The organism is Pseudoxanthomonas sp. CF385 (genome assembly GCF_900104255.1).
GTDB lineage: Bacteria > Pseudomonadota > Gammaproteobacteria > Xanthomonadales > Xanthomonadaceae > Pseudoxanthomonas_A.
Genome location: NZ_FNKZ01000002.1, coordinates 443759 through 467755, shown reverse-complemented (window position 1 = coordinate 467755; position 23997 = coordinate 443759). Strand labels below are relative to the sequence as shown.

22 protein-coding genes are annotated in these 23997 nt (G+C 68.0%); 16 read left to right on the top strand and 6 right to left on the bottom strand.

Features of this window, described 5'->3' with window-relative positions; all coding sequences use genetic code 11:
- Positions 1-55 precede the first annotated feature (55 nt).
- The 3 genes from BLT45_RS12365 (at position 56) to BLT45_RS12355 (ending at position 3310) form a co-directional block, all read left to right on the top strand.
- The gene (locus BLT45_RS12365) at positions 56-1207 is read left to right on the top strand and encodes a phytase (protein ID WP_254771878.1); all 1152 of its coding nucleotides are present in this window, start codon (positions 56-58) and stop codon (positions 1205-1207) included.
- Entirely contained in the window at positions 1204-2592 is a 1389-nt protein-coding gene (locus BLT45_RS12360; protein WP_093300375.1) for a purple acid phosphatase family protein, read from the top strand. Before BLT45_RS12365 ends, BLT45_RS12360 begins: the two co-directional genes overlap by 4 nt.
- 115 nt (positions 2593-2707) lie before the next feature.
- Positions 2708-3310, top strand: coding sequence for an inorganic diphosphatase (locus BLT45_RS12355; protein ID WP_093300373.1), 603 nt, complete (start codon positions 2708-2710; stop codon positions 3308-3310).
- A gap of 72 nt (positions 3311-3382) precedes the next feature.
- Here the strand turns inward: BLT45_RS12355 and BLT45_RS12350 are convergent, their stop codons facing one another.
- The gene (locus tag BLT45_RS12350; RefSeq protein ID WP_093300371.1) at positions 3383-4879 is read right to left on the bottom strand and encodes an aminotransferase class III-fold pyridoxal phosphate-dependent enzyme; all 1497 of its coding nucleotides are present in this window, start codon (positions 4877-4879) and stop codon (positions 3383-3385) included.
- A gap of 118 nt (positions 4880-4997) precedes the next feature.
- Between BLT45_RS12350 and BLT45_RS12345 the strand changes: the two genes are divergently transcribed.
- The 6 genes from BLT45_RS12345 to secF all read left to right on the top strand — a co-directional run bounded on the left by BLT45_RS12345 (position 4998) and on the right by secF (position 11122).
- Positions 4998-5429 carry an Lrp/AsnC family transcriptional regulator gene (locus BLT45_RS12345; protein WP_093300369.1) on the top strand — a complete coding sequence of 144 codons (432 nt, stop codon included), beginning with the start codon at positions 4998-5000 and terminating at the stop codon, positions 5427-5429.
- Positions 5430-5488: 59 nt separating this feature from the next.
- Positions 5489-6538 (top strand): tRNA preQ1(34) S-adenosylmethionine ribosyltransferase-isomerase QueA, encoded by a 1050-nt coding sequence (queA, locus tag BLT45_RS12340; protein ID WP_093300367.1) that lies wholly within the window; start codon positions 5489-5491, stop codon positions 6536-6538.
- Positions 6535-7674, top strand: a complete 1140-nt coding sequence (gene tgt / locus BLT45_RS12335) for a tRNA guanosine(34) transglycosylase Tgt (RefSeq protein ID WP_093300365.1) — start codon at positions 6535-6537, stop codon at positions 7672-7674. Before queA ends, tgt begins: the two co-directional genes overlap by 4 nt.
- A 138-nt stretch (positions 7675-7812) precedes the next feature.
- Positions 7813-8151 (top strand): preprotein translocase subunit YajC, encoded by a 339-nt coding sequence (gene yajC / locus BLT45_RS12330; protein ID WP_093300363.1) that lies wholly within the window; start codon positions 7813-7815, stop codon positions 8149-8151.
- A gap of 99 nt (positions 8152-8250) precedes the next feature.
- Positions 8251-10128 carry a protein translocase subunit SecD gene (secD, locus tag BLT45_RS12325; RefSeq protein ID WP_093300360.1) on the top strand — a complete coding sequence of 626 codons (1878 nt, stop codon included), beginning with the start codon at positions 8251-8253 and terminating at the stop codon, positions 10126-10128.
- 16 nt (positions 10129-10144) lie between these two features.
- Positions 10145-11122 (top strand): protein translocase subunit SecF, encoded by a 978-nt coding sequence (gene secF / locus BLT45_RS12320; protein ID WP_093300358.1) that lies wholly within the window; start codon positions 10145-10147, stop codon positions 11120-11122.
- Positions 11123-11351: 229 nt separating this feature from the next.
- Here secF and BLT45_RS12315 read toward each other — a convergent pair whose 3' ends face one another.
- A complete protein-coding gene (locus tag BLT45_RS12315; protein ID WP_093300355.1) occupies positions 11352-12173 on the bottom strand; it encodes an inositol monophosphatase family protein in 822 nt (273 codons plus the stop codon).
- 94 nt (positions 12174-12267) lie between these two features.
- On the opposite strand from BLT45_RS12315, the gene BLT45_RS12310 reads away from it, so the two are divergent.
- From BLT45_RS12310 to BLT45_RS12300, 3 genes are all read left to right on the top strand, one after another.
- Positions 12268-13077 (top strand): RNA methyltransferase, encoded by an 810-nt coding sequence (locus tag BLT45_RS12310; protein ID WP_093300353.1) that lies wholly within the window; start codon positions 12268-12270, stop codon positions 13075-13077.
- Between the two features lie 110 nt (positions 13078-13187).
- Positions 13188-14069, top strand: a complete 882-nt coding sequence (locus BLT45_RS12305; RefSeq protein WP_093301998.1) for a phosphate/phosphite/phosphonate ABC transporter substrate-binding protein — start codon at positions 13188-13190, stop codon at positions 14067-14069.
- Entirely contained in the window at positions 14066-16186 is a 2121-nt protein-coding gene (locus tag BLT45_RS12300; protein ID WP_093300351.1) for a putative bifunctional diguanylate cyclase/phosphodiesterase, read from the top strand. Before BLT45_RS12305 ends, BLT45_RS12300 begins: the two co-directional genes overlap by 4 nt.
- 107 nt (positions 16187-16293) lie before the next feature.
- Here the strand turns inward: BLT45_RS12300 and BLT45_RS12295 are convergent, their stop codons facing one another.
- The gene (locus BLT45_RS12295; RefSeq protein ID WP_093300349.1) at positions 16294-16917 is read right to left on the bottom strand and encodes an exopolysaccharide biosynthesis protein; all 624 of its coding nucleotides are present in this window, start codon (positions 16915-16917) and stop codon (positions 16294-16296) included.
- Position 16918: 1 nt separating this feature from the next.
- Positions 16919-18229, bottom strand: coding sequence for a hemolysin family protein (locus tag BLT45_RS12290; protein WP_093300346.1), 1311 nt, complete (start codon positions 18227-18229; stop codon positions 16919-16921).
- Positions 18230-18511: 282 nt separating this feature from the next.
- On the opposite strand from BLT45_RS12290, the gene BLT45_RS12285 reads away from it, so the two are divergent.
- On the top strand, positions 18512-19138 hold the full coding sequence (locus tag BLT45_RS12285) for a DUF47 domain-containing protein (protein ID WP_056878267.1): 627 nt from the start codon (positions 18512-18514) through the stop codon (positions 19136-19138).
- Between the two features lie 12 nt (positions 19139-19150).
- Positions 19151-20272 carry an inorganic phosphate transporter gene (locus tag BLT45_RS12280; RefSeq protein WP_093300344.1) on the top strand — a complete coding sequence of 374 codons (1122 nt, stop codon included), beginning with the start codon at positions 19151-19153 and terminating at the stop codon, positions 20270-20272.
- A 75-nt stretch (positions 20273-20347) separates the two neighbouring features.
- On the opposite strand, the gene BLT45_RS12275 is transcribed toward BLT45_RS12280, so the two are convergent.
- Positions 20348-20758, bottom strand: coding sequence for a hypothetical protein (locus BLT45_RS12275; protein WP_093300342.1), 411 nt, complete (start codon positions 20756-20758; stop codon positions 20348-20350).
- Positions 20759-20799: 41 nt separating this feature from the next.
- Between BLT45_RS12275 and BLT45_RS12270 the strand changes: the two genes are divergently transcribed.
- The gene (locus BLT45_RS12270) at positions 20800-21138 is read left to right on the top strand and encodes an MGMT family protein (RefSeq protein ID WP_093300340.1); all 339 of its coding nucleotides are present in this window, start codon (positions 20800-20802) and stop codon (positions 21136-21138) included.
- A gap of 42 nt (positions 21139-21180) precedes the next feature.
- Positions 21181-21825: a rhomboid family intramembrane serine protease gene (locus BLT45_RS12265; RefSeq protein ID WP_093300338.1), complete on the top strand. Its 645-nt coding sequence runs from the start codon at positions 21181-21183 to the stop codon at positions 21823-21825.
- Positions 21826-21891: 66 nt separating this feature from the next.
- On the opposite strand, the gene BLT45_RS12260 is transcribed toward BLT45_RS12265, so the two are convergent.
- A complete protein-coding gene (locus BLT45_RS12260) occupies positions 21892-23913 on the bottom strand; it encodes a M13 family metallopeptidase (RefSeq protein WP_093300336.1) in 2022 nt (673 codons plus the stop codon).
- Positions 23914-23997: the final 84 nt, after the last annotated feature.

Genomic DNA, 23997 nt, shown 5'->3' with positions numbered 1-23997 from the left:
GGCGCCTGCGTAGAACATGGCAGTTTGTTGACGCCTTCATGTCATGGGAACACCGGTGAAACCACGCCTTGCCTTGCTTGCGATTCCCTTCCTGCTCGCCGCATGCGGCGGAAAACCCGAAGCGCCCGCCGCGACCGCCGCGGCGACCGAGACGCCGGCACGCGAGAAAGAGCCGGACGAGAACGTCGAGAAGGATCCGCTGCTGAGCGAGGCGAAGATCGCGCATGTCGTCGTGCCCGAAGCCTTCATCACGCCGGCGACCCCGGCCGAGAATGTCGATTCGCCGGCCAGCTGGCGCGCGGCCGACGGCACGCGCTGGCTGATCGCCACCGCCAAGGACACGCACCGCCTGGTCGTGTTCGACGGCAGCACCGGCAAGCCGCTGCGCACGGTATCCGGCCCAGGCACCGAACTCGGCCAGATGCAGCGGCCGAACGGCATCGCGGTGATCGACGACCTGGTGCTGGTGGTCGAGCGCGACAACCGGCGGGTGCAGGTGTTCCAGTTGCCCGACTTCAAACCGCTGCTCGTGTTCGGCGCGGACGAGCTGAAGCAGCCGTACGGCCTGTGGGTGCGCCCGCAGAAGGACGCGTACGAGGTCATCGTCAGCGACAACTACATGTCGCCGCAGAACGAGGACGCACCGCCGCCGCTGGCCGAGCTGGGCCAGCGCTTCAAGCGTTACCACCTGCAGCGCGCCGAAGGCGGCTGGAGGGCCACGCTGGCCGGCACGTTCGGCGACACCGGCGAAGCGGGTGCGATCCGCATCGCGGAATCCGTGTTCGGCGATGCGGCGAACGATCGCCTGCTGCTGGCCGAGGAGGACGTCGCCGTCGGCACGCGCCTGCGCGAATACGGCCTGGACGGCACGTATCGCGGTCGCGACATCGGCGCGGACCTGTTCAAGGCGCAGGCCGAGGGCATGGCGCTGGCCCAATGCGCGGGCGGCACCGGTTACTGGATCGCGACCGACCAGTTCAAGGACCGCAGCGTGTTCCATGTGTTCGATCGCGCGACGCTGGCCTACAAGGGCGCGTTCGCCGGCAACAAGACCGCGAACACCGATGGCGTGTGGCTGGACCAGAGCGCCGATGCGCGCTTCCCGCAGGGTGCGTTCTACGCCGTCGACGACGACCAGGCGGTGGCGGCGTTCGACTGGCGCGACATCGCCAAGGCCTTGTCGCTGCCGGAGTGCCGCGTCGAATGAAGCGTGCAGGGGATGTGGGCTTGAAGTGGGCGCTGGCCGTGCTGTTGCTGGGGACCTGCGCGACGACGTTCGCGCAGGAAGCGACGGTGCGCCAGCCCGAGCCGAACACGCGCGTGCCGAAGGGCGTCATGCGTTACGCGCCGAGCGGCTTTCCGGACCGGATCGTGGCTTCGCCCGCGCAGGAAGCCGCCAAGGGTCTCTCCGTCGCGTGGCGCACGGATGCCAAAGTCGACGCACCCCTGCTCGAGATCGTCGTCGCCGGGGACTCGCCCGACATGGGCGAGCCGCGCCGCATCCACGCGACCAGCACGCCGCTGAAGACCGAGAACGGTGAAGCCCACCACCATCGCGTGGACGTCGATGGCTTGCAGCCGGACACGCTGTACGCCTGGCGCGTGCAGGGCGACCGTACCTGGAGCGCGTGGCACCACACCCGCACGGCCGCCGCCGCCAACGCGCCGCTGACGCTGCTGTACTTCGGCGACACCCAGAACAAGAACGTCAGCCTGACCACGCGGGTCGTGCGCGAGGCGATGCGGGCCGCGCCCGATGCGCGCCTGGCGCTGTTCGCCGGCGACCTGGTCAGCGGCGGCGACGGCGAGGACGACACCGAGTGGGGCGAGTGGTTCGAAGCGAACGAAGTGCTGCCGACCTCGCTGGTCGTCGCGCCGGCAATAGGCAACCACGAATACTTCGAGGAGTTCGAGGACACGCCGCAGGAACGCCGCGTGCTCGGTGCGCATTGGCCGGTGACGTTCGCATTGCCGGGCAACGGCGTGGCGCAAGCGAAGCGCACCACGTACTGGTTCGACTACCAGGATGTGCGCGTGGTGGTGATCGACGGCACGTCCGCGCTCGACCTGGGCACGGCGAAGGCACAGGCGGCGTGGCTGGACCAGGCGCTGGCCTCGAATCCGCACCGCTGGAGCATCGTGATGACGCACCAGCCGTTCTTCTCCCCGCGCGAAGGGCGCGACAACGTGCTGCTGCGCCAGAATTTGTTGCCGGTGATCCGCAAGCGCAAGGTCGACCTCGTACTGCAGGGTCATGACCACGTCTACGGCCGTCTCAAGAACGAAGCGCCGACACCGGTGTTCGTCGTGTCCGTCGCCGGCGCCAAGCAGTACCGGCTCTCCGACCAGGCGCGCAAGACGATGCGGCCGGTCGCCGAGGACACCCAGCTCTTCCAGGTGCTGCGCTTCGACGGGCCGCGTCTGCGTTACGAAGCACGCACGGCGACGGGCCGCCTCTACGACGCCTTCGATCTTGTCGATGGTGGCGCGGCGGGCAAGCAGCTTGTCGAGCACGCAGAAGGCCGTATCGAAGAGCGTACCTGCACCCGCGCCGAGACCCCGAAGGGCCGCGCCGACCGGTGCTGGGAGTAAACCCGACGCTGTAGAGCCGAGCTCGCTCGGCTGCTGTTCTCACGTGTCACCGACCAATCGCAAAAAGCAGCGGAGCAAGCTCCGCTCTACGGTTTCCCTCTACCAGGAGTCGACCATGAAGCACGTTGCCGCTGTCGCCTTGCTTCTTCTCTGCGCGAGCGCCTCCGCCCGTGAAGCGCACATCCGCCACCCGTTCCTCGCCCAGCAGCCGAAGGCGGCGCCGGAAGAGGTGCTGCTGGCGGTGGAGATCCCCGCCGGCAGCTTCACCAAGTACGAGATCAACGACGAAGGGCTGGTCTTCGTTGATCGGTTCCAGTCGATGCCGGTGGCGTATCCCGCCAACTACGGTTCGATGCCGCGCACGCTCGCCGGCGACGGCGATCCGCTGGACGCGCTGGTGCTGACGCGCGAGCCGCTGCATCCGGGCGTGCTGGTGAAGTTCCGGCCGATCGGCGTGCTGCGCATGCTCGACGATGGCAAGCATGACGAGAAGATCATCGGCGTGCCGACCGACAAGATCGACCCGACCTACGCGGGCATCCGCGACCTGGCCGACCTGCCGGAGATCGAACGCCAGCGCATCGAGGCCTTCTTCCGCGTCTACAAGGACCTGCCGAAGGGCCGTAATCCGGTGCAGCTCAACGGCTACGGCGATGCGAAGGAAGCGAAGGAGTTGATCCAGGTCTCGCTGGATCGCTTCGCCACCCAGAAGCCGTGATCCAAGAAGGTCGGTTGCAGAAAAGAAAAAGGCGAGCCGAAGCTCGCCTTTTTCATGAAACGCTGGCGATCGTCAGGCCGCCGCGGCCTGGCTGATGCGCGGGCCTTCGCGCAGCGCCTTGCCCACCATGCCGACCAGCAGGTCGAGTTCTTCGCCGTCGATGGCGAAATGCGGGGTGAAGCGCAGCGAGTTGGCGCCGCCATGGATGACGTTCAGGCCCTGCTGGCGCAGCCATTCCTCGGTCGAGCCGGCGCCGTAGCACTTGAAGGCCGGCGACAGTTCGCAGGAGAACAGCAGGCCGGTGCCCTGCACGTTGGTGATCAGGCCGCCGAGTTCCGCCTGCAGCTGCTGCAGCTTCTGCACGGCTTCGACGCCGCGCTTGCGGATGTTCTCGCGCACCTGCGGGGTCAGCTGGGCCAGGGTGGCGCAGGCCACGTCCAGCGCACGCGGATTGGTGGTCATCGTGTTGCCGTAAACGCCCTTGCGGTACAGGCCCGCGGCGCGCTCGTTCACGGCGAGCACCGACAGCGGGTACTGCGCGGCGTTCAACGCCTTGGAGTAGGTCTCCATGTCCGGCGCGTCCAGGCCTTCGAAACCGGGGTAGTCGACGATGGACAGCACGCCGTGCGCGCGCAGGCCGGCCTGGATCGAGTCGACCAGGAACAGGCTGCCGTGGCTGCGGGTCAGTTCGCGCGCGGCGGCGTAGAACGCCGGCGGCACCGAACGGCCCGGGTCGCCTTCGCCCATCACCGGCTCCAGGAACACCGCTTCGACGAACCAACCCTTGGCTTCGGCATCGGCGAACGCCTGCTTCAGCGCGTCCACGTCGTAGGGCGGGATGGCGATGACCGAATCCTCGCCGCGGTAGCTGGCCAGGTGCTGCTGGTAGGACTTGCGCGAGGAATCCGAATACAGCGCCGGGCGCTCGGTGCGGCCGTGGAAGCTGCCCTTCACCACGATGCGCTTGATGGTGCGGCCGGCGTGGCGGCCGTCCGGGTCGGTCATCAGCTTGCTGTTGATGTCGGCGATGCGCGCGGCCAGGCCGACGGATTCGGAGCCGGAGTTCAGGCACAGGAACTTCGCGAACGGACAGCCGCCGCGGGTGTGGCCGATTTCCTTGCGCAGGGCGCGGTCGAAGCGCAGCTGCGACAGGCTGGGGGTCATGATGTTCGCCATCGCCTGTGGGCGCGCCATCGCGTCCAGCACGGCGGCCGGCGTGTGGCCGAAGCCCAGCATCCCGTAGCCGCCGGCGTCGTACAGCACCGCGCCGTTGAGGCTGACCACCCACGGGCCCCGCGCGGCCAGCGCGATGTAGGGGTTGATCGCGTCGTCGGCGTAGAAGTTGACGTAGCCCGCCTGCACGGCCCGCAGCTGCTCGGCTTCGTCCAGGTCGAACAGTTCGGCGAACTCGTCCTTCAGGCGGGCGTGTTCGGCGGCGGCCGCCTCGATGACAGCCACCAGGTCCGGGTGGCCCTTGGCCAAGCGTTCAACGGCGGCATCGTCCAGACCGTGGGTCAGGCGCTGGCCGGTGTGGGCACGCAGGGGGGCGAGGGCGTCGGTCAGGGCCATGGGACAGCTCCGGCAGAAAGGGCAAACCCCTATTATCTGGATAAACTCGTCGCTTGACAGTTGTGATCTGCGCGAAATTCATGGATATTTCGTCGATTCGACGAAACCAGCCGCCTGCATGAAGCTCACCGATGCCGACCAGCAACTGCTCTCAGTGCTCCGTGAGAACGCGCGCGCTTCCACGGCCCAGATCGCCCGTCGCCTGAACCTGTCGCGGACCACGGTGCAGAGCCGGATCGAGCGCCTGGAGCGCGAGGGCGTCATCAGCGGCTACACGGTGCGCGTCCACGACGAGTACGACCGCAGCCACCTGCGCGCCCACATCATGATCGCCGTGCACCCGAAGCAGATGACCTCGGTCGTCGCCGCCCTGCGCGCCATGCCGGAGCTGCGGGTGCTGCACTCGATCAGCGGCAGCCACGACCTGATCGCGGTCGGCGCAGTGCCCAGCGTGGGGGACATGGACGTGCTGACCGACCGCATCGGCGCCCTCGACGGCGTGGAGCGCACGACCTCGTCCATCGTGCTGTCGACCAAGTTCGAGCGCTGAGCCCGGGCAAGGCCTGCGGGCGGGTCACGTACAATGACGCCCCCCGCAAGGCCCCGACCGTGAAGAAGTCCGATTTCCATTTCGAGCTGCCCGAGGCGCTGATCGCCCAGGCGCCGCTGCCGGAGCGTTCCGCCAGCCGGCTGCTGGTCGTGCCGCCGGGCGACGCGCCGTTCGTGGACCGCCACGTGCGCGACCTGCCCGAATGGCTGCAGTCCGGCGACCTGTTGATCTTCAACGACACGCGGGTGATCCCGGCCCGCCTGTTCGGCCAGAAGGAAAGCGGCGGGCGCGTGGAGATCCTGATCGAGCGCCTGCTGCCGGACAACGCCGCGCGCGCGCAGGTCGGTGCCAGCAAGTCGCCCAAGCCCGGCAGCCGCATCCAACTGGATGCCGGCGGCGAGGCGGAAGTGGTCGGCCGCGACGGCGAGTTCTACCAGCTGCGCTTCCATGTGCCGGGCGCGCTGGAGAGCTGGCTGCAGAAGGCCGGACGCCTGCCGTTGCCGCCCTACATCCAGCGTGCGCCGGGGCAGGACGACGACGAACGCTACCAGACCGTGTTCGCACGCGAGCTGGGCGCGGTGGCCGCACCCACCGCCGGCCTGCACTTCGACGATGCGCTGCTGGCCACGTTGCGCGAGCGCGGCGTGGAGTTCGGCCACGTGACGCTGCACGTCGGCGCCGGCACCTTCCAGCCGATGCGCGTGGACAACATCCACGAGCACCACATGCACAGCGAGTGGCTCAACGTCGGCGCCGCGCTGGTCGAACAGGTGCGTGCGACGCGTGCCCGCGGCGGCCGCGTCATCGCGGTGGGCACCACGGTCGTGCGTGCCCTGGAGTCCGCGACACGCCGCACGGAAGCCGGCGCCGGCGAACTGCAGCCGTTCGCCGGCGAGACGCAGATCTTCATCTTCCCCGGCTACCGCATCCGCAGCGTCGATGCGATGGTCACCAACTTCCACCTGCCGGAAAGCACGCTGCTGATGCTGGTCAGCGCGTTCGCCGGCAAGGACAGGATCATGGCCGCCTACGCCCATGCCGTACGCGAGCAGTACCGGTTCTTCTCCTACGGAGACGCGATGCTCCTGTTCCCGGACGTGGCCGCGTGAGCCGGCTTTCCTTCGACCTGCTGACGACCGACGGCGCGGCCCGCCGCGGCCGGCTGACCTTCCCGCGCGGCACCGTGGAGACGCCGGCCTTCATGCCGGTGGGTACCTACGGGTCGGTGAAGGGGATCCTGCCCGAACACGTCGAGGACCTGGGCGCCGAGATCATCCTGGGCAACACCTTCCACCTGTACTTGCGGCCGGGGCTGGAGGTCATCGGCGATCACGGCGGCCTGCACGGCTTCGCGCGCTGGAACAAGCCGATCCTGACCGACTCCGGCGGCTTCCAGGTGTTCTCGCTGGCCCATCGCCGCAAGATCACCGAGCAGGGCGTGACGTTCGCGTCGCCGGTGGACGGGGCGAAAGTTTTCCTCGGCCCCGAAGAAAGCATGCGCATCCAGAAGGTGCTGGACAGCGACATCGTGATGATCTTCGACGAATGCCCGCCGGTGAACGTCAACGGCAAGCCGGTGGACAAGCGCGTGATCGAGCGGTCGATGGAGCTGTCGCTGCGCTGGGCCGAGCGTTCGAAGCGCGCCCACGAAGGCAACGACGCCGCGCTGTTCGGCATCGTCCAGGGCGGCGTGCACCACGACCTGCGTTCGCGTTCGGCGGATGGGTTGAAGGCGATCGGTTTCGACGGTTACGCGATCGGCGGCCTGGCTGTCGGCGAGACCGAGGACGAGCGCAACGCGATGCTCGAACACACCTGCCCGCAGCTGCCGTCGGACCAGCCGCGCTACCTGATGGGCGTCGGCCGGCCGGAGGATCTGGTGGAAGCGGTGGCGCGGGGCGTGGACATGTTCGACTGCGTCATGCCGACCCGCAATGCGCGCAACGGGCACTACTTCACCTCGTTCGGCACGGTGCGCATCCGCAACGCGAAGTACGAGCACGACCTGCAGCCGATCGAGCCGGGTTGCGGCTGCTATGCCTGCCGCAACGGCTTCACCCGCAGCTACCTGCGCCACCTGGACCGCTGCAACGAGATGCTGGCCCCGATGCTCGGCACCCTGCACAACCTCTGGTACTACCAGCAGGTGATGGCGCAGATGCGGGCGGCGATCGCGGAAGGCCGGTTCCGGGCGTTCCGGGAGGGGTTCTATGCCGCCCGCGGGGTCGCGGCACCGGCCCTCTGACCCGGGACCTGCCGCCCGCCGGGGAACCATCCGGCGCCGGGGCGGTCTTTTCCAGTCCGGGCCAGGGGGATGCCCGGACGGGCCCCACCGGCGCGTGGCATAATCCCCGGCTGCTTACGATACCGACTGGACAAGTCCATGAATCTGCTTGATTTCTTCGTTGCCCCCGCGTTCGCCCAGGCCGCTCCGGCCCAGCAGGGCATGGGCGGCTTCGGCCTGCTGATGCCGATCGCGCTGATCGCCGTCATGTACTTCCTGATGATCCGCCCGCAGATGAAGCGCGCCAAGGAGCACCGCTCCATGCTGGACAAGCTGTCCAAGGGCGACGAAGTCATCACCTCCGGCGGCATCGCGGGCACCGTCACCGACATCGGCGACAACTTCGTGACCATCGAAGTGGCCGACAACGTGCGCGTGCGCGTGCAGAAGGCCGCCGTGGGCAACGTGCTGCCGAAGGGCACGCTGAAGTCCGCCTGATCCATCCCGTTCCGTCGCCCGCGCGGCGGGACGGTTCCCCGTTCCATTCCGAACCACTGCTGAGCGCATGCCCGGGAAGGGCCTGTGCGGGTCGCCCCGATGCTTGAATTCCCACGCTGGAAATACGTCCTGATCCTGATCGTCGTGTTGGCGAGCGCGCTGTATGCGCTGCCCAACCTGTACCCGCAGGATCCCTCCGTGCAGATCACCGCCAACCGCGGCTTCGCCATCGACGCCGCACTGCGCGGCCGCGTGGATACCGCGCTGAAGGCTGCGGGCGTCCAGCCCAAGGCGATCGAGTCCGAGACCGCCGGCATGCTGGTGCGCCTGCCGGGCCTGGATGCGCAGACCAAGGCCAACGACGCCCTGCGCAAGGCGCTGGGCGAGGACTACCTGGTCGCGCTGAACCTGGCGTCGACCGTGCCGGACTGGATGGCCAACTTCGGTGCGCGTCCGATGGTGCAGGGCCTAGACCTGCAGGGCGGCGTGCATTTCGTGCTGCAGGTGGACCAGAAGGCCGCGCTGGACAAGCGCATCGACGGCTATCTGGAAGACACCCGCGTCACCCTGCGCGACAAGAGCGTGCGCTACACCGCGGTCGAGCGCCGCGCCGACAACAGCATCGTGGTGACACTGGCCGACGGCCAGGACACTGCGGCGGCGCAGAAGGTGCTGGCGGCAACGCTGAGCGCGCGCGGCAGCGCCAACGCGCTGCCCGGCACCGGTTTGTCGTACCAGACCAGCGGCAACCAGATCATCATCGGCCTGCCGCAGGCGGAACTGGACCAGATCGCCGGTGAGGCGATCGAGCAGAACCTGACCACGCTGCGCAACCGCGTCAACGAGATCGGCGTGTCCGAGCCCATCATCCAGCGCCAGGGCAACGACCGCGTGGTCGTGCAGCTGCCGGGCGTGCAGGACACCGCCGAGGCCAAGCGCCTGATCGGCGCGACCGCGACGCTCGAGTTCCGCGCCGTGGTCGAGGGCAACGCCGCCGACGCGGTCGCCAGCGGTCGCATCCCGCCGGAAGCCAAGGTCTTCCAGCTCCGCGACAACGCCGGGCCGGTGCTGTTGAACAAGCGCGTGCTGGCTTCGGGCGACGAGATGGTCAACGCCCGCGTCGGCGTGGACAACAACGGCCTGCCCGCGGTCGACGTGACCCTCAACAACATCGCCGGCCAGCGCATGTTCGACTACACCAGCGCCAACGTCGGCAAGCTGATGTCGGTCGTCTACATCGAGCGCGTGCCGACGGTGGCCATCGTCGATGGCAAGGAAGTACGCAGCGTGCGCGTGCGCGAGGAAGCGCTCGCGCCGACCCGCATCGCCGGTGTGTTCGGCAAGAACTTCCAGACCACCGGCCTGGAGAAGACCGAAGCGGAGAATCTGGCCAAGCTGTTGCGCGCCGGTTCGCTGGCCGCGCCGATGGACTTCATCGAAGAGCGCGTCGTCGGCCCGAGCCTGGGCGCCGAGAACGTCGCCCGCGGTACCAAGGCGGTGGTCTATTCCTTCATCTTCGCGTTGGCGTTCTTCCTGGTCTATTACCGGATGTTCGGCCTGATCACCTGCGTGGCGCTGCTGCTGAACCTGGTGATGGTGGTCGCCGTAATGTCGCTGTTCGGCGCCACCATGACGTTGCCCGGCTTCGCCGGCCTGGCGCTGACCATCGGCATGTCGGTGGACGCGAACGTGCTGATCAACGAGCGCATACGCGAAGAGCTCAGGGCGGGCGTCCCGCCGCTGGCGTCGATCGCCACCGGTTACGAGAAGGCCTCCGGCACCATCTTCGACTCCAACATGACCGCACTGCTGGCCGGCGTGGCGCTGTACGCGTTCGGCACCGGCCCGCTGAAGGGCTTCGCCATCACCATGGTGATCGGCATCCTGACCTCGGTGTTCACCGCGGTCACCGTGTCGCGCGGCCTGGCCACGCTGATCTACGGTCGCCGCCGCAAGCTGAAGTCGCTGGCCATCTGACGAGAGCACACGAACCATGAAACTCTTTCCCCTGCATCTCGTCCCGAACGACACCCGCATCGATTTCATGCGCATGCGGTGGGTGTCCATCACCGTCGCCGTGATCCTGGCGGCCGTCGCGATCGGCGCCATCGCCTTCAAGGGCTTCAACTTCGCGCTGGACTTCACCGGCGGCACGGTCGTGGAACTCCGCTTCCAGAACCCGCCGGACGTGGACCAGGTGCGCTCGCGCCTGGAGTCCGCCGGCTACGGCAGCGCGCAGGTGCAGACCTTCGGCACCGGCAGCGACCTGCTGGTCCGCCTGCAGCCGCGCGAGGAAAGCGCCGCCGCGGCCGACGCGGCCGATGCGACCAACCGCACCGCGCAGGACGTGGTCCGCCTGGCCTCCCACGACGGCAACGCCGCCACCATCATGCGCAGCGAGTTCGTCGGCCCGCAGATCGGCAAGGAACTGGCCCTCAACGGCCTGTACACCCTGTTGTTCGTGGTTGCCGGCTTCCTGATCTACATCGGCTTCCGTTTCGAGTGGAAGTTCGCCGTGGCGGCGATCGTCACCACCCTGCACGACGTGCTGATCTGCGCGGGGTTCTTCGCGCTGACCGGCCGCGAGTTCGACCTGACCATCCTGGCCGGTCTGCTGTCGGTGATGGGCTTCTCGATCAACGACACCATCGTGGTGTTCGACCGCGTGCGCGAGAATTTCCGCAGCCTGCGCGTGGATCCGGTGGAAGTGCTGAACCGTTCGGTCAACCAGACCCTGTCGCGCACGATCATCACCTCGTTCGTGGCCTTCCTGACCGTGCTGGCGCTGTACCTGTACGGCGGCGGTTCGCTGGAAGGCATGGCGATCTCGCAGATGATCGGCATCGTGATCGGTACGATCTCCTCGATCTTCGTGGCCTGCCCGCTGCTGACCATCGGCTTCCTGAAGGTCACCAAGCAGGACCTGATGCCGAAGGCGAAGGACGAAGTGGCGCTGGCGCGTCGTCCGTAAGCGCCGTCCATCAGGTACGAAAAAGGCCACGCAATGCGTGGCCTTTTTTTGTTGCTGTCGTTTCTGCAGGAGCGACGTGAGTCGCGACCGCACGGCCAGATCGGCACGTTCAACCGGTTCGACGACAGTCGACATGACCAAGCGACTGCATTACCTAATGTCTGAGGAGTGGCCCGGTTTCCGGTCGCGACTCACGTCGCTCCTACATCAAGCCGAGCGGTGTCGGCTCTCAGGCGTTGAACGCCGCCGCGTATCCCGACGAGACGATGGTCTTCTGCAGCGCTTCGGCCACCTTGAGGTTGCCGGCGACGATCTGGCGGGGCAGGGCGGTGCGGCCGTCGATCTTGCCCAGTGCGGCGCCGCGGAAGTCGCAGACCTTGCCGCCCGCCTCGCGCACCAGCAGCACGCCGGCAGCGATGTCCCAGTCCTTCACGCCGGCTTCGAAATAGGCATCCGAGCGTCCGCAGGCGACGTAGGCCAGGTCCAGCGCGGCCGAACCGGTGCGGCGGATGTCCTCGGCATGCACCAGCAGCTCGCGCACGCATTCCAGCTGCGCGCCGGCACGGGCGCGCTCGCGCGGGGGGAACCCGGTGGTGATCATGGCGCCGGCCAGTTCCTTGCGGTCGGCCACGCGGATGCGCCGCTCGTTGAGCTGCGCGCCGGCGCCGCGGCTGGCGGTGAACAGGTCGTTGCGCAGCGGGTCGAAGATCACCGCGTCGGTGGGTTCGCCGTTGTCCACCAGCGCGATCGACACGCAGTAGTGCGGGAAGCCACGCAGGTAGTTGCTGGTGCCGTCCAGCGGGTCGATCACGAAGGTGTAGCGGCCATTGATCTGCGCGCCGCTTTCCTCGCCCACGAAGCCATAGTCCGGGTAAGCCCGGCGCAGCTCCTTGATGATGACCTTCTCGGCGTCCGAATCCACTTCGCTCGCGTAGTCCATCCGCTCCTTCTGCACCACGTTCAGGGCGTCCAGTTTGTTGATGCTCCGCAACAGCACGTTGCCTGCAAGGCGGGCGGCCTTGACCATGACGGTGACGACGGGCTTCTGCATGCGAACGGACCTCGGACAGGCGTGGGGCGGGCGAACAAGTGGAAAAGAGCAGCACGGCGCAGCGGCCGGCCCGCGCAGTTTACCATCTGACCCCATGAACACGCCCCCTCCTGCCATCGGCACCGCCGTCACCGATCCCGTTCCCGCGGCGCTTGCCGCCCGTCTCCGCGTCGTGCTCGTGGGCACGCAGCATCCCGGCAACATCGGCGCAGCGGCCCGCGCGCTCAAGACCATGGGACTCGGGCGCTTGGTGCTGGTGGCGCCGGAGGAGTACCCGGCGGACGAGGCGTTCCGGCGTGCAGCGGGCGCGGACGATGTGCTCGCGGCCGCGCCCGTCGTGGCCACGCTGGCCGAAGCGGTCGCGGACTGCCATCTGGTGATGGGCTGCACGGCCCGGAGCCGCCGCGTCCAGTTGGAAGAACATGCGCCCCGGCAGGCGGCGGCGCAGGCGGTCGGGCGCGCGGAAGGGGGCGGCGAGGTCGCCCTGGTGTTCGGTCGGGAACGCACCGGCCTGACCAACGAGGAGTTGCAGCTCTGCCAGGCCGCGGTCCACATCCCGGCCAATCCCGACTACAGCTCGCTGAACCTGGCGGCCGCCGTCCAGGTGCTGACCTACGAACTGCGGATGGCCCTGCTGGAACGGGCGCTCGCCGTACCGGCCGCCGACGCGGCGCCCGATGAGGCACCGGCCAGCCACGCCCATCTGGAGGGCTTTTACGCCCAGTTGGGCGACACCCTGGACGCGATCGACTTCCACAAGGGCCGGACCCCCGATTCGGCCATGCGCAAACTGCGGCGGCTGTTCCACAAGGCGGCGCTCAACGAGCAGGAGGTCCGGTTGCTGCGGGGCATCCTGGCCGACGCCCAGCGGATGGCCCGCCTGGCGGGCGGCGCGGGCGGTTGACGGCTGTCTAACTCACACGATTTCCGATAGGCTGCCGCCATCGTTTCGGCGGGCTCCTATCGTTGCGTACAACCTGGTTCAGCCTGGCGCTGGCCGCGATCGGCGCAGCGCTGATTCCCGCCATCATCGCGCCCGCCAGTGCGGCCGGCGACGACCGCGTCCTGGTCCTGGGGCGCATCAGCGACGATCCCAAGGCGCATTACGAGCAGCTCAAGCCGCTGCTCGACTACGTGATTCCGCGCATGCGGGACGTGGGCATCACCGAGGGCCGCATCCTGATGGCCCGCGACACCCAGCAGATGACCAGCTACCTGCGCCGCGGGCGCGTGGACTGGGTCACCGAAACCGCCGGCACGGGCATGCGCCTGCAGGAACGCGCCGGCGCCCGCCCGCTGCTGCTCACCGAGCGCGGCGGCGTAAGCCGCTACCACGGCGTGTTCTTCGTCCGGCGCGACAGCGGGCTGGAGCGGCTGGAAGACCTGGAAGGGCGCACGGTCGCTTTCCAGAACACGGCTTCCACCAGCGCCTACTTCGCACCGGCGACGGCCCTGCTCGATGCCGGCCAGCGCCTTGAGATCCTGCTTTCGCCGATGGACCGGCCCTCGGCCGATTCGGTCGGCTACGTGTTCGCGCGTTCCGAGCTCAACATCGCGGCCTGGGTGCACAAACGCCTGGTCGACGCCGGGGTGGTGAGCAACCTGGACTGGGACGACGTGCGCCGCATGCCGCCGGCGTTCCGCCGCGACTTCCGCGTGATCCATGAAACGCAGGATTTCCCGCGCGCGCTGGAGATGGTTCGCGGCGACCTCGACCCGAGGGTGGAAGCGCGCCTGCGCGAAGTGCTGCTCGAGGCCGCCAACGATCCCGCCGCGCGCGATGCGCTCAACGTGTTCTTCCGCACGACCCGCTTCATGCCCGTCGACCCCGCTTCGCAGCAGGCGCTCGACAGCCTGCGCCGCGGCGTGGCCCGCGTCAGGGAGCAGGTGGAATGAAGGCGCTGCGCTTCGGCCTGCAGGCGCGTTTCCTGGCCGCCATGGCGGTCATGCTGCTGGTGGTCATCGCGCTGGTGGCGACGCTGCTGCACCGGCAGAAGGTGATGCAGAAGGAAGTCGCGGACCTCGGCCGCGATGCGATGCACGGCATGGTGGAGGACAGCCTGCGCCGCCACGGCGAGGCCACGGTCGACCAGCTCGCGGATGCGCTGGCGAACCCCCTGTACTACTTCGATCTGGACGGGGTCGGTGCGCTGGTGCGTTCGGCCCAGAAGGAGCCCGACGTCAGCTACGTGCTCGTCTACGACAACCAGGGCCGCATCATCCACGACGGCACGGCCGACATCGCCGTGTACGGCCAGACCATGACCGATCCGCTGGCCTACGAGGCGATCAACGCCCGGGCCATGCATACCCAGTGGTCGACGCAGATCGTCGATGTCTCCGAACCGATCATGATCGGCAGCGAGCGCATCGGCGGGGTGCGTGTCGGCTATTCCGTGGCCTCGGTGCGCGCCTACGAAGAGAAGGCGATCGCCGCCGCGCGCGCGCGCCTGAACGAACTCGGTGCACGCCATCTCGGCTGGATCGCGCTGCTGCTGGCGGCATTGGCCGGCGTCAGCGTGGCGATCATGCTGTACGTGCAGCGCACGCTGGTGAGGCCGATCCGGCAGCTGGCGCGCGCGGCGCACGATATCGAGGTGGGCAACTACAACGGCGAGCGGATGGCCAGCGCCCGCCAGGACGAAGTGGGCGAACTGGTGCGCGCCTTCGGCACCATGAGCGACAGCATCGCCCGGCACGATCGTGATGTGCGCCGCATGGCCTACACCGATTCGCTGACCGGCCTGACCAACCGGCTGGCCTTCCGCGAGAGCCTTGACCATCGGCTGATGATGCTGCGCGGTGCGGGTCGCCAGTTGGCGCTGCTGTTCGCGGACATCGACGACTTCAAGCGCGTCAACGACACCCTGGGCCACGAGGCGGGCGACGAAGTGCTGCAGCAGTTCGCGCACCGCATCCGCGACGCGGTGGAGCTGCTGGGTGGCGACGATGCATTGCTCGCGCGTTTCGGCGGCGATGAGTTCGTCATCCTGATCCAGGACGGCGATGTGCGCGGCAGCGCCACCCGTCTGGCCGAGAAGCTGGTCGCCGAACTGGGCCGCCCGATCGTCGTGCAGGAACGCCAGGTGTTCCTGGGCACGTCTATCGGCATCACCCTGTTCCCCGAGGACGCCTCGGGCGCCACCGCGCTAATGAAGAACGGCGACATCGCCATGTACCAGGCGAAAGTGGCCGGCAAGAACTGCTACCGGTTCTACAGCCGCGCGATGGACCAGGCGGTGGAGCGGCGCGTGCGGATGGAGCAGGAACTGCGCGGCGCCTGGGAGCGCGGCGAACTGAGCCTGATGTACCAGCCGGTCTTCCGCCTGTCCGACAGCCGCATCATCGGTGCGGAGGCGCTGCTGCGCTGGCAGCATCCGGAACTGGGCATGGTGGCGCCGTCGGTCTTCATCGACGTGGCCGAACAGAGCGGACTGATCGAAAGCATCGGTCCGCGCGTGTTGCGGGCGGCCTGCGCCGCCGCCGCGCGCTGGGGTACCGACCGCGACGCCCTGGATCCGCTGTTCGTTTCAGTCAATGTGTCGCCACGGCAGCTGCGCAGCGGCGATCTGCCCGACGTGGTCGCCGACTGCCTGCGCGACACCGGCTTGCCGCCCTCGCGCCTGCACCTGGAGTTGACCGAGACCGCCGTGATCGCCGACGAGGCGCACGCCAGTGCGTTGCTCGCCACCCTGCACCGCACCGGCGTGAAAGTGTGGCTGGACGACTTCGGTACCGGCTTTTCGGGCCTGAGCCATCTGCGCCGCGTACCGGTGGATGGCGTGAAGATCGATCGCAGCTTCATCGCCGACATGCTGCGTGACCCCGACGATCTGGCGCTCACCACCGCGATCATCGCGATGGCCCATTCGCTCGGGATCACGGTGGTGGCGGAAGGGGTCGAGAAGGAGGGCCAGTTCAACCTGCTGCGCGAGCGCGGTTGCGACCTGGCGCAAGGCTACTGGCTGGGCTATCCGGTCACGGCGGCGGAATTCACGCAGCTGATCGCCTGACCCACGTACCCCGAGGTTCTTTGTGGGAGCGACGTGAGTCGCGCGCTTTTCTGGAGGGTGGGACGTCATCGCGACTGACGTCGCTCCCACACCATACGATCCTGACGTCAGAACCAGCTATCGACCAGCCGGGCCAGCGATTCCACCAGGTTGCCCGACAGGAAGCCGAACACGACCACGGCGATGCTGCCGGCCACCCAGGCCACGAGCATCAGTGCGCCATCGCGTTCCAGCAGCGCCAGCGCGAACAGCAACAGCAGGAAACCGAACACGTAGTTGGTGAACGGGATCGGCAGTGCGAGCAGTACGCCCAGCAACACCAGCAGCAGGCCCGTGAAACAGACCGCGAGGCGGTTGTCGAGCAAGGCCGGCATGCGCGGCTGCACCAGCTTCTCCAGCCGGCGCAGCCACGGGGCCATGCGTTGGCGGAAACGCATCACCGTCCCGCGATGCGGGCCGCGGCGGGCGAGGAAGGCGGGCAGCCAGAGCTTGCGCATGCCGACCAGCAGCTGCGCGCCGACCAGGATGACCATCGGGCCGCCGATCGCACCGCCCACGCCGGGAACGGGAATGAAGGCGGGCAGCAGGCCGATGAACAGCAGCAGGCCGAATGCGGCCGGGCCGAAATCCTTCAGCAGGTCGCCCAGGTGCAGGACCTCGTCGGGATCGCCGGTGGCGAACTCTTCGAGCAGGGCGCCGGTGCTCGTGTGGCGCTGTGGCTCATCTGACATCTCAGACCGCCAGGTCTTCGCCGTCGGTTTCCGGCAGTTTCTGCAGCAGCAGCTTGTCGATGCGCGCGCCGTCGAGGTCGACGACTTCGAAACGCCAGCCGGCCCACTCGAGCTGTTCGCCGACGTGCGGGATGCGGCCGAAACGCTCGATCATCATGCCAGCGAGGGTGTTGTACTCGTCGTCGTCGGGCAGGGCGACGCCGCCCAGCAGTTCGCGCAGGTCGTCGTTCGGCAGCGAGCCGTCGACCAGCAGCGAGCCGTCTTCGCGGACCACGACCAGCGGGGCCTCATCGATGTTGTGCTCCGCGGCCTGCAGGCGGCCGACCACGGCGCCCATCAGGTCGCTCTGCGTCACCAGGCCCTGGATCTCGCCGTATTCGTCGACCACCAATGCCAGTGATTGCTGCTCTTCGCGGAAGATCTCCAGCAGCTTCATCGCATGGGTGGACTCGGACACGAACAGCGGCTCGCGCAGCTTGATGAAGAGGTCCGGTCGCGCGGCGCCGAGCGCCGGCAGCAGCGACTTCACCTCGAGTACGCCGACCACGTCCTGGTCGCTGCCGCGATAGACCGGGAAGCGCGAGAACGCCGACTCGTGCATGGTCTGCAGGTTGTCTTCGTAGGAGGCGGCCGCGTCCAGCCAGACGATCTTCTTGCGCGGCGTCATCAGGCTGTCGGCGGTGCGGTCGCCCAGGCGCAGCACACGGTTGACCATGTTGCGCTCGTCGGCGTCGATCACGCCCTGCTCGTGGCTCTCGGTCACCAGCATGCGGATTTCCTCTTCCGTCACCGCCGCGCGGTTGTCGTCGCGGATGCCGAGCATGCGCAGCACGCCGCGGTTGATCGCGCCGAGCACGAACACCACCGGGCGCGCGATGCGCGACAGCCAGTCCAGCGGGATCGCGACCACGGACGCGATGGATTCGGCGTTGGTCAGCGCGAGACGCTTGGGAATCAGTTCGCCGAAGATGACCGAGCTGGCGGTGATCAGGGTCACCGCGGTGCCGACACCGATCGGGTTGGTATAGCGCTGGGCGCCGGGCCAGACGTCGGATAGCCAGGCCGCGATCATCTGGCCGATGGCGTCACCGCCGAACATGCCGGTCAGGATGCCCAGGCCGGTAATGCCCACCTGCACGGTGGACAGCAGGTTGTCGGGATGCTCGGCCAGGTGCAGCGCGACACGGGCGCCCCGGCTCTCCTGCGCCATCTGCTTGAGCTTGAGTTTGCGGGACGTCATCAGGGCCATCTCCGACAGTGCGAAGAAGGCATTGATGACGATCAGGAAGGCGACGATCAGCAACTCGAGCACGGCGCCTCCCGGTCAATAGGGTGGAGGGCCGGCGAGGCGGGCGGGGTCTGTCGCGGGGGACAGTGGGGGGGAGTAGGGTCGTCGTCCATAGGATGCACCCCAAGGGGCGCGGCGCGAGTTTAGCAAACGGTCCCGTGGACAAGATGCGAAGCTGAACGAGACGTTTGGCTAATGGCGCCCCGGTGCCGGTACCGGCCCGGGCGCCGGGCTGTCCGCCAGAGTCATGAAACCGTCATAATTCCGCCCTTGAAGCCGTCCATCCCGTGACGGTGGGACCGCCTGATGTTCTCCCTCCAGACGATCTTCGGCTCCGGCCAGCAGTTCTACACGCTGTTGGACGAGGCCGCCCAAGCCGCCCACGACAGCACCAAGGCCCTGCACACCATGATGAAGGCCACCGACCGCCAGCCGGCGCTCGATGCCTTCAAGCTGGCGCGCCTGCGCGAGCGCGCGGCCTCGGACAAGATCGGCAAGGCGCTGGTGGACAGCTTCATCACCCCGATCGAGCGCGAGGACATCGAGGCGCTGGGCTCGGCGCTGTACAAGATCCCCAAGCAGGTCGAGAAGTTCGCCGACCGCTATTCGCTGGCCATCCAGCATCTGGACGGCATCGACTTCGCGCCGCGCGCGGCGATGCTGGAGCAGGCGGCGTCCGTGGTCGTGGAGATGGTCCACGAGATCAAGAAGATGAACATCGATCGCATGACCTCGCTCAACGAGAAGCTGCGCGCGATCGAGAACGAGGCCGACCGCCTGATGCTGGAGCTGTACCGCGACATCTACTCCGGTCGCCTGGACCACCTGCAGATGTTCCTGCTGAAGGAATTCTTCGAGATCCTGGAGAAGGCCATCGACCGCTGCCGCGAGGCCGGCGTGGTGGCGTACCAGATCGTCCTCAAGAACAGCTGACGGGTCGCGCCCATGCTTACCCTCGTGCTGGTGGTGATCTTCGCCGCGCTCGTCTTCGAGTTCATCAACGGCTTCCACGACACCGCCAACTCCATCGCCACGGTCGTCGCGACTAAGGTGCTGTCGCCTGGCCAGGCGGTGATGCTCGCCGCAGGCATGAACCTGATCGGCGCGCTGACCGGTACCGCAGTGGCCAAGACGATCGCGTCCGGGCTGATCGATACCCAGGTGGTGCAGGTCACTTCGCAGGTGATCCTGTGCGCGCTGCTGGGCGGGATCATCTGGAACCTGATCACCTGGTGGAAGGGCCTGCCGTCCTCGTCCTCGCACGCGTTGATCGGCGGCCTGTGCGGTGCCGCGCTCGCCGCCGCGCACAACGACTGGGCGGCGCTGATCTGGTCGCAGGCGGCCGGCGACTGGACGCAGAATAAGGGCATTCTGTGGAAGGTCGTGCTGCCGATGATCACCTCGCCGGTGGCGGGCTTCCTGCTCGGCATCGTGGTGATGGTGGCGCTGTGGGGGCTGATCGTGCTGCTGGCGCGGGTCGGCGGCTGGCTGGGTCGCCTCGCGCGACCGCACTTCGTCAACAAGTTCTTCGGCAAGGCGCAGATCCTGTCGGCGGCCTACATGGGCTATGCGCATGGTCACAACGACGCGCAGAAGACGATGGGCATCATCGCGCTGACGTTGTTCGGCGCCGAGGCGACCGGCGCGCTCGACAACCTGCCGGGCTGGCTGGCGTTCCTGCATCCGGGCAGCGCCGGCGAGCAGGACATCGCCATGTGGATCGTCATCACCTGCGCCATCGTGATGGCCTTGGGCACGGCCTCGGGCGGCTGGAAGATCATCAAGACCCTGGGCCACAAGATGGTGAAGCTGCACCCGATCAACGGGTTCGCCGCGGAAACCAGCTCGGCCACGATCCTGACGGTGGCCGCGCACTTCGGCATGCCGGTCTCGACCACGCACAGCATCTCCACCGCCATCATGGGCGTGGGCTTCGCCAAGAATCCGCGTGCGCTGAAGTTCAGCGTGATCGAGCGCATCCTGTGGGCGTGGGTGCTGACCATCCCGGCCGCCGGCGGCCTCGCCTACGGACTGCTGCGCCTGTTGGAAGCGATCGGCTGGGCATGACGCTTCCGCCCATGCGCTGAAACGGAAAACGCCGGGCGATGCCCGGCGTTTCTCTTTGTCCGATGGCCTGCGCCGTTACAGCAGGTCGCCCTCCGCGGACAGCGCACGCTCCATGCTGTCGCCGAGGCCGCCGATCTCCAGCACCAGGCGGTCCACTTCCGCCGGGTTGAGGCTCTCGTAGGGGCGGTTCTCGCACAGCTGCAGGTACGGCACGCCGTCGAGTTCGCCGATGGCGAGGTAACCCACGCTGCTCTGCCAGTTGAACGTCAGGGCGCGCCTGGCGTCGATGCCGGTCATCGGCGCAATCACCGTGCTCACGCGCAGGTAGCCGCGCTCATCGTCGTTGCCCAACTCGGACAGGAAGATCGCCTGGTGGCGCTTGCCATTGCCCAGCGACAACTCCACGCAGGCGACGAACGGGTCGTGCATGGTGACCTTGTAGCCGGATGAATTCAGGTGGCCGCGAACCTGTTCGAAGTTTTCCATGGCGTGCTCCGGTGTTGCCGATGCCGCTATGCTAATGCGACATGAGCGCCAAGTCTCCCGAAGACCGCATCCTGGCCGCGATCCGCGCCATTCCGCGCGGGCAGGTGGCCGGCTACGGCGAGGTCGCGCATCGCGCCGGCCTGCCCGGGCGGGCGCGGCTGGCGGCGCGCATCCTCAGCCAGAACGACGATCCGAAGCTGCCCTGGCACCGCGTGCTGCGTTCGGACGGACGCATCGCGTTCCCGGAGGGCTCGCGGGCGTATCGAGAGCAGAGCCAGCGCCTGCGCGCGGAAGGCGTGAAGGTCGAGAACGGGCGGGTGAAACGCCCGCGCAAGGCCGACACGCTGGACGAAGCACTCTGGGGCCCGAGCGGGTCTTAACGTGAGCCACGTATCATGGCGGCAGACGCCTTGAGGACCCCCATGTTTCCGCGATTGCCCCCCATCACCCGCAACCTGCTGATCGCGAATGTCGTGGTCTACCTGTTGCAGCTCACGCTCGGCCACGTGTTGGAACTCTGGCTTGCATTGTGGCCGGTCGGCCACGGTTTCATGCCGTGGCAGCTGCTGACCTACGGCTTCCTGCACGACCCGAGCAGCATCGCCCACCTGGCCTTCAACATGCTCGCGCTGTGGATGTTCGGCAGCCCGCTGGAGCAGACGTGGGGGCCGAAGCGCTTCCTGACCTACTACTTGGTCTGCATCATCGGGGCGGGCGTTCTTCAACTGGGCGTGGGCTGGTGGATGGTGAGCAGCGGCGGCATGCCCTATCCCACACTGGGCGCCTCCGGCGGCGTGTTCGGCCTGCTGCTGGGCTACGGCATGCTCTTCCCGAACAACCGCATGATCATCTTCCCGCTGCCGATGGAGATTCGCGCGCGCACGCTGGTGATCATCTACGCCGTGCTGGCGCTGCTGATGGGCTTCACCGGCCTGCAGCCCGGCGTGGCGCATTTCGCCCACCTCGGCGGCATGGTGTTCGGCTGGCTGATGATCCGTTACTGGCGCGGCCAGCCGCCGTTCGGGCGTGGCCGGAAAGGTCCGCCCCGCATGCGCATCGTCAAGTGATGCGGCATTGAAAAAAGAACGGCGCGGATATCCGCGCCGTTCCTGCATCACGCCATCGCGACGGGCTCAGCGCCAGACGCGGATCTGGTCGGCCTCGTTCGCCTGCATCGGCTGACCGGCCTTGCAGGTGAAGGCCTGCGCGAACGCGGGCTGCTGCGTCAGCGGACCGTTGGCGCGCCACTGGCCCGGGGCGTGCACGTCCACCGCGGCGCGCTGCGCGGCTTCGGTCTCCGACAGGTTCTGCGCCCACAACGTGGCCCACGCCTTGTAGAACGACTGCTTCGACGCCGCGCTGGCCTGCGGTTCGGCGGTGGAGAACGCATCCCATGCGAGTTCGACGCCGGCCAGGTCGGCCAGGTTCTCGTCCTGGGTCAGGGCGCCGTTGACCTTGACGTTCTTCAGGCCCGGATAGGCGTAGGCGCCGTACTGCGCGGCGACCTTGCTGCCCAGCGCATTCCAGGCGGCCACGTCCGCCGGGCTCCACCAGTCGCGCAGCTGGCCCTTGGCATCGACCATGCGGCCCTTGCCGTCGAAGCCACGGCTCAGCTCGTGGCCCACCAGCGCGCCGAACGCGCCGTACTGCACGGCGGCGGGCTGCCTGGCGTCGAAGATTTCCTCCTGCAGCACCGCGGCGGTGACGATCAGTCGGTTCTGCGCCAGGTCGTAGGCCAGTGCCGGCTGTTGCGGCAGCACGTCCCAGCGGCGGTCGGCGTTGCCCTTGCCGATGCGCTTCATCTCTTCGCGATGGCGCCACGTGGACGCGATCAGGATGTTGCCGCCGAAGCTGCCGCGCCCCATCGGTTGCACGGTGTAGTCCAGGTCGCGCCGGGGCGTGCCGACTTCGATCTTCAGCTTGTCCAGCTTCGCCTTGCCCTCGGCCTTGGCGGTGTCGCTCAGCCAGCTGCTGCGCTCGATGCCGCGGCCCAGCGCGTCGCGTACCTGGCCGGCGATCTGTTCGGCACGACGCTTGTGGTCGGCCGGCACGAAGCGTTCGGCGTATTCCTTGCCCAGCATCGGGCCGGCGGCGAGGTTGATGGCGTCCAGCACCTGCTGCCAGCGCGGCGCGGGCGCGGCGTCGCCACGCAGCACGCGGCCGCGGAAGTCGAACTCCGCATCGCGGAACGGCTTGGCGAGGTAGGGCGCCATCGCATCGCCCACGCGCCAGCGCAGGTAGGCCTTCCACTGGTCCGGCTTGAGGCTGGCGACGAGGCCGTCGAGGCGCTTGAACAGGGCCGGATCGGCGAGCGAGACGGTGTCGTCGCTGACGCCCTGCGCTTTCAGGAAGGCGTCGAGCTGCAGATTACGGTACTGCTTGCCCAGGTCCTTGGTCGGCACCGGAGCGTAGTTGGCGAACGGGCTGCGCAGGTCGACGATCGGCTTGGACACCTGCGCCAGGCGCGATTCCAGATCGATCACCAGGGCCGATTCGGCATCCAGCTTCGCCGCCGGCGTACCGGTCAGCGCCAGCACCTGCTTCACGTAGGCGCGGTAGCGGCCCAGCAGTTCGCGGGTGTCGGCATCGGTGCGGGTGTAGTACGCCGGGTCCGGCAGGCCCAGGCCGCCCTGCATGAAGTACCCGATGTGGCGATCCAGCGCCTGCAGGTCCACGTCCGGGCTGAAGTTGAAGGCCACCGGGATGCCGACCTGGTGCAGCGCAGCGATGGCCGGCGCGACATCCTTGGGCTTCTTGATGGCGTTGATGCGGTCCAGCAGCGGGGCGATCGGCTTGGCGCCGTCGGCTTCCACGGCCGCTTCGTCCAGACCGCTGGCCCAGAAGTCGCCCAGCAGTTTCTGCACGTTGCCCTGCGGCGACTTCATCGCCGCGTCGAGCAGGGCGCGCTGCTGTTCCAGGGTGCGCTCGCGGAAGGCACCCAGCACGCTCACGCCGCCTTCGCCGGCGGGGACGGGGTGGGCCTTCAGCCAGGTGGCGTTGGTGGCGGTGTAGAAGTCGGTGCACTCCGCGCTGACGGCGGGGGCACGCGCGGCGCGCTTCTTGCGCTGCGCATCGGCGTCCGGGGCGCCCAGGGCCAGGACCAGGGCGAGAGCGATCAGGGTGGGACGGCCGAGTGCGGTGCGCGGGAGGGACATCAGGGAGCTTCCGTGATTCAGGGGTCGGGCGATTCTAGCAAGGGCGCCGCGGGCGTCCCGTCATGCCATCGCGCAAATCCCGCC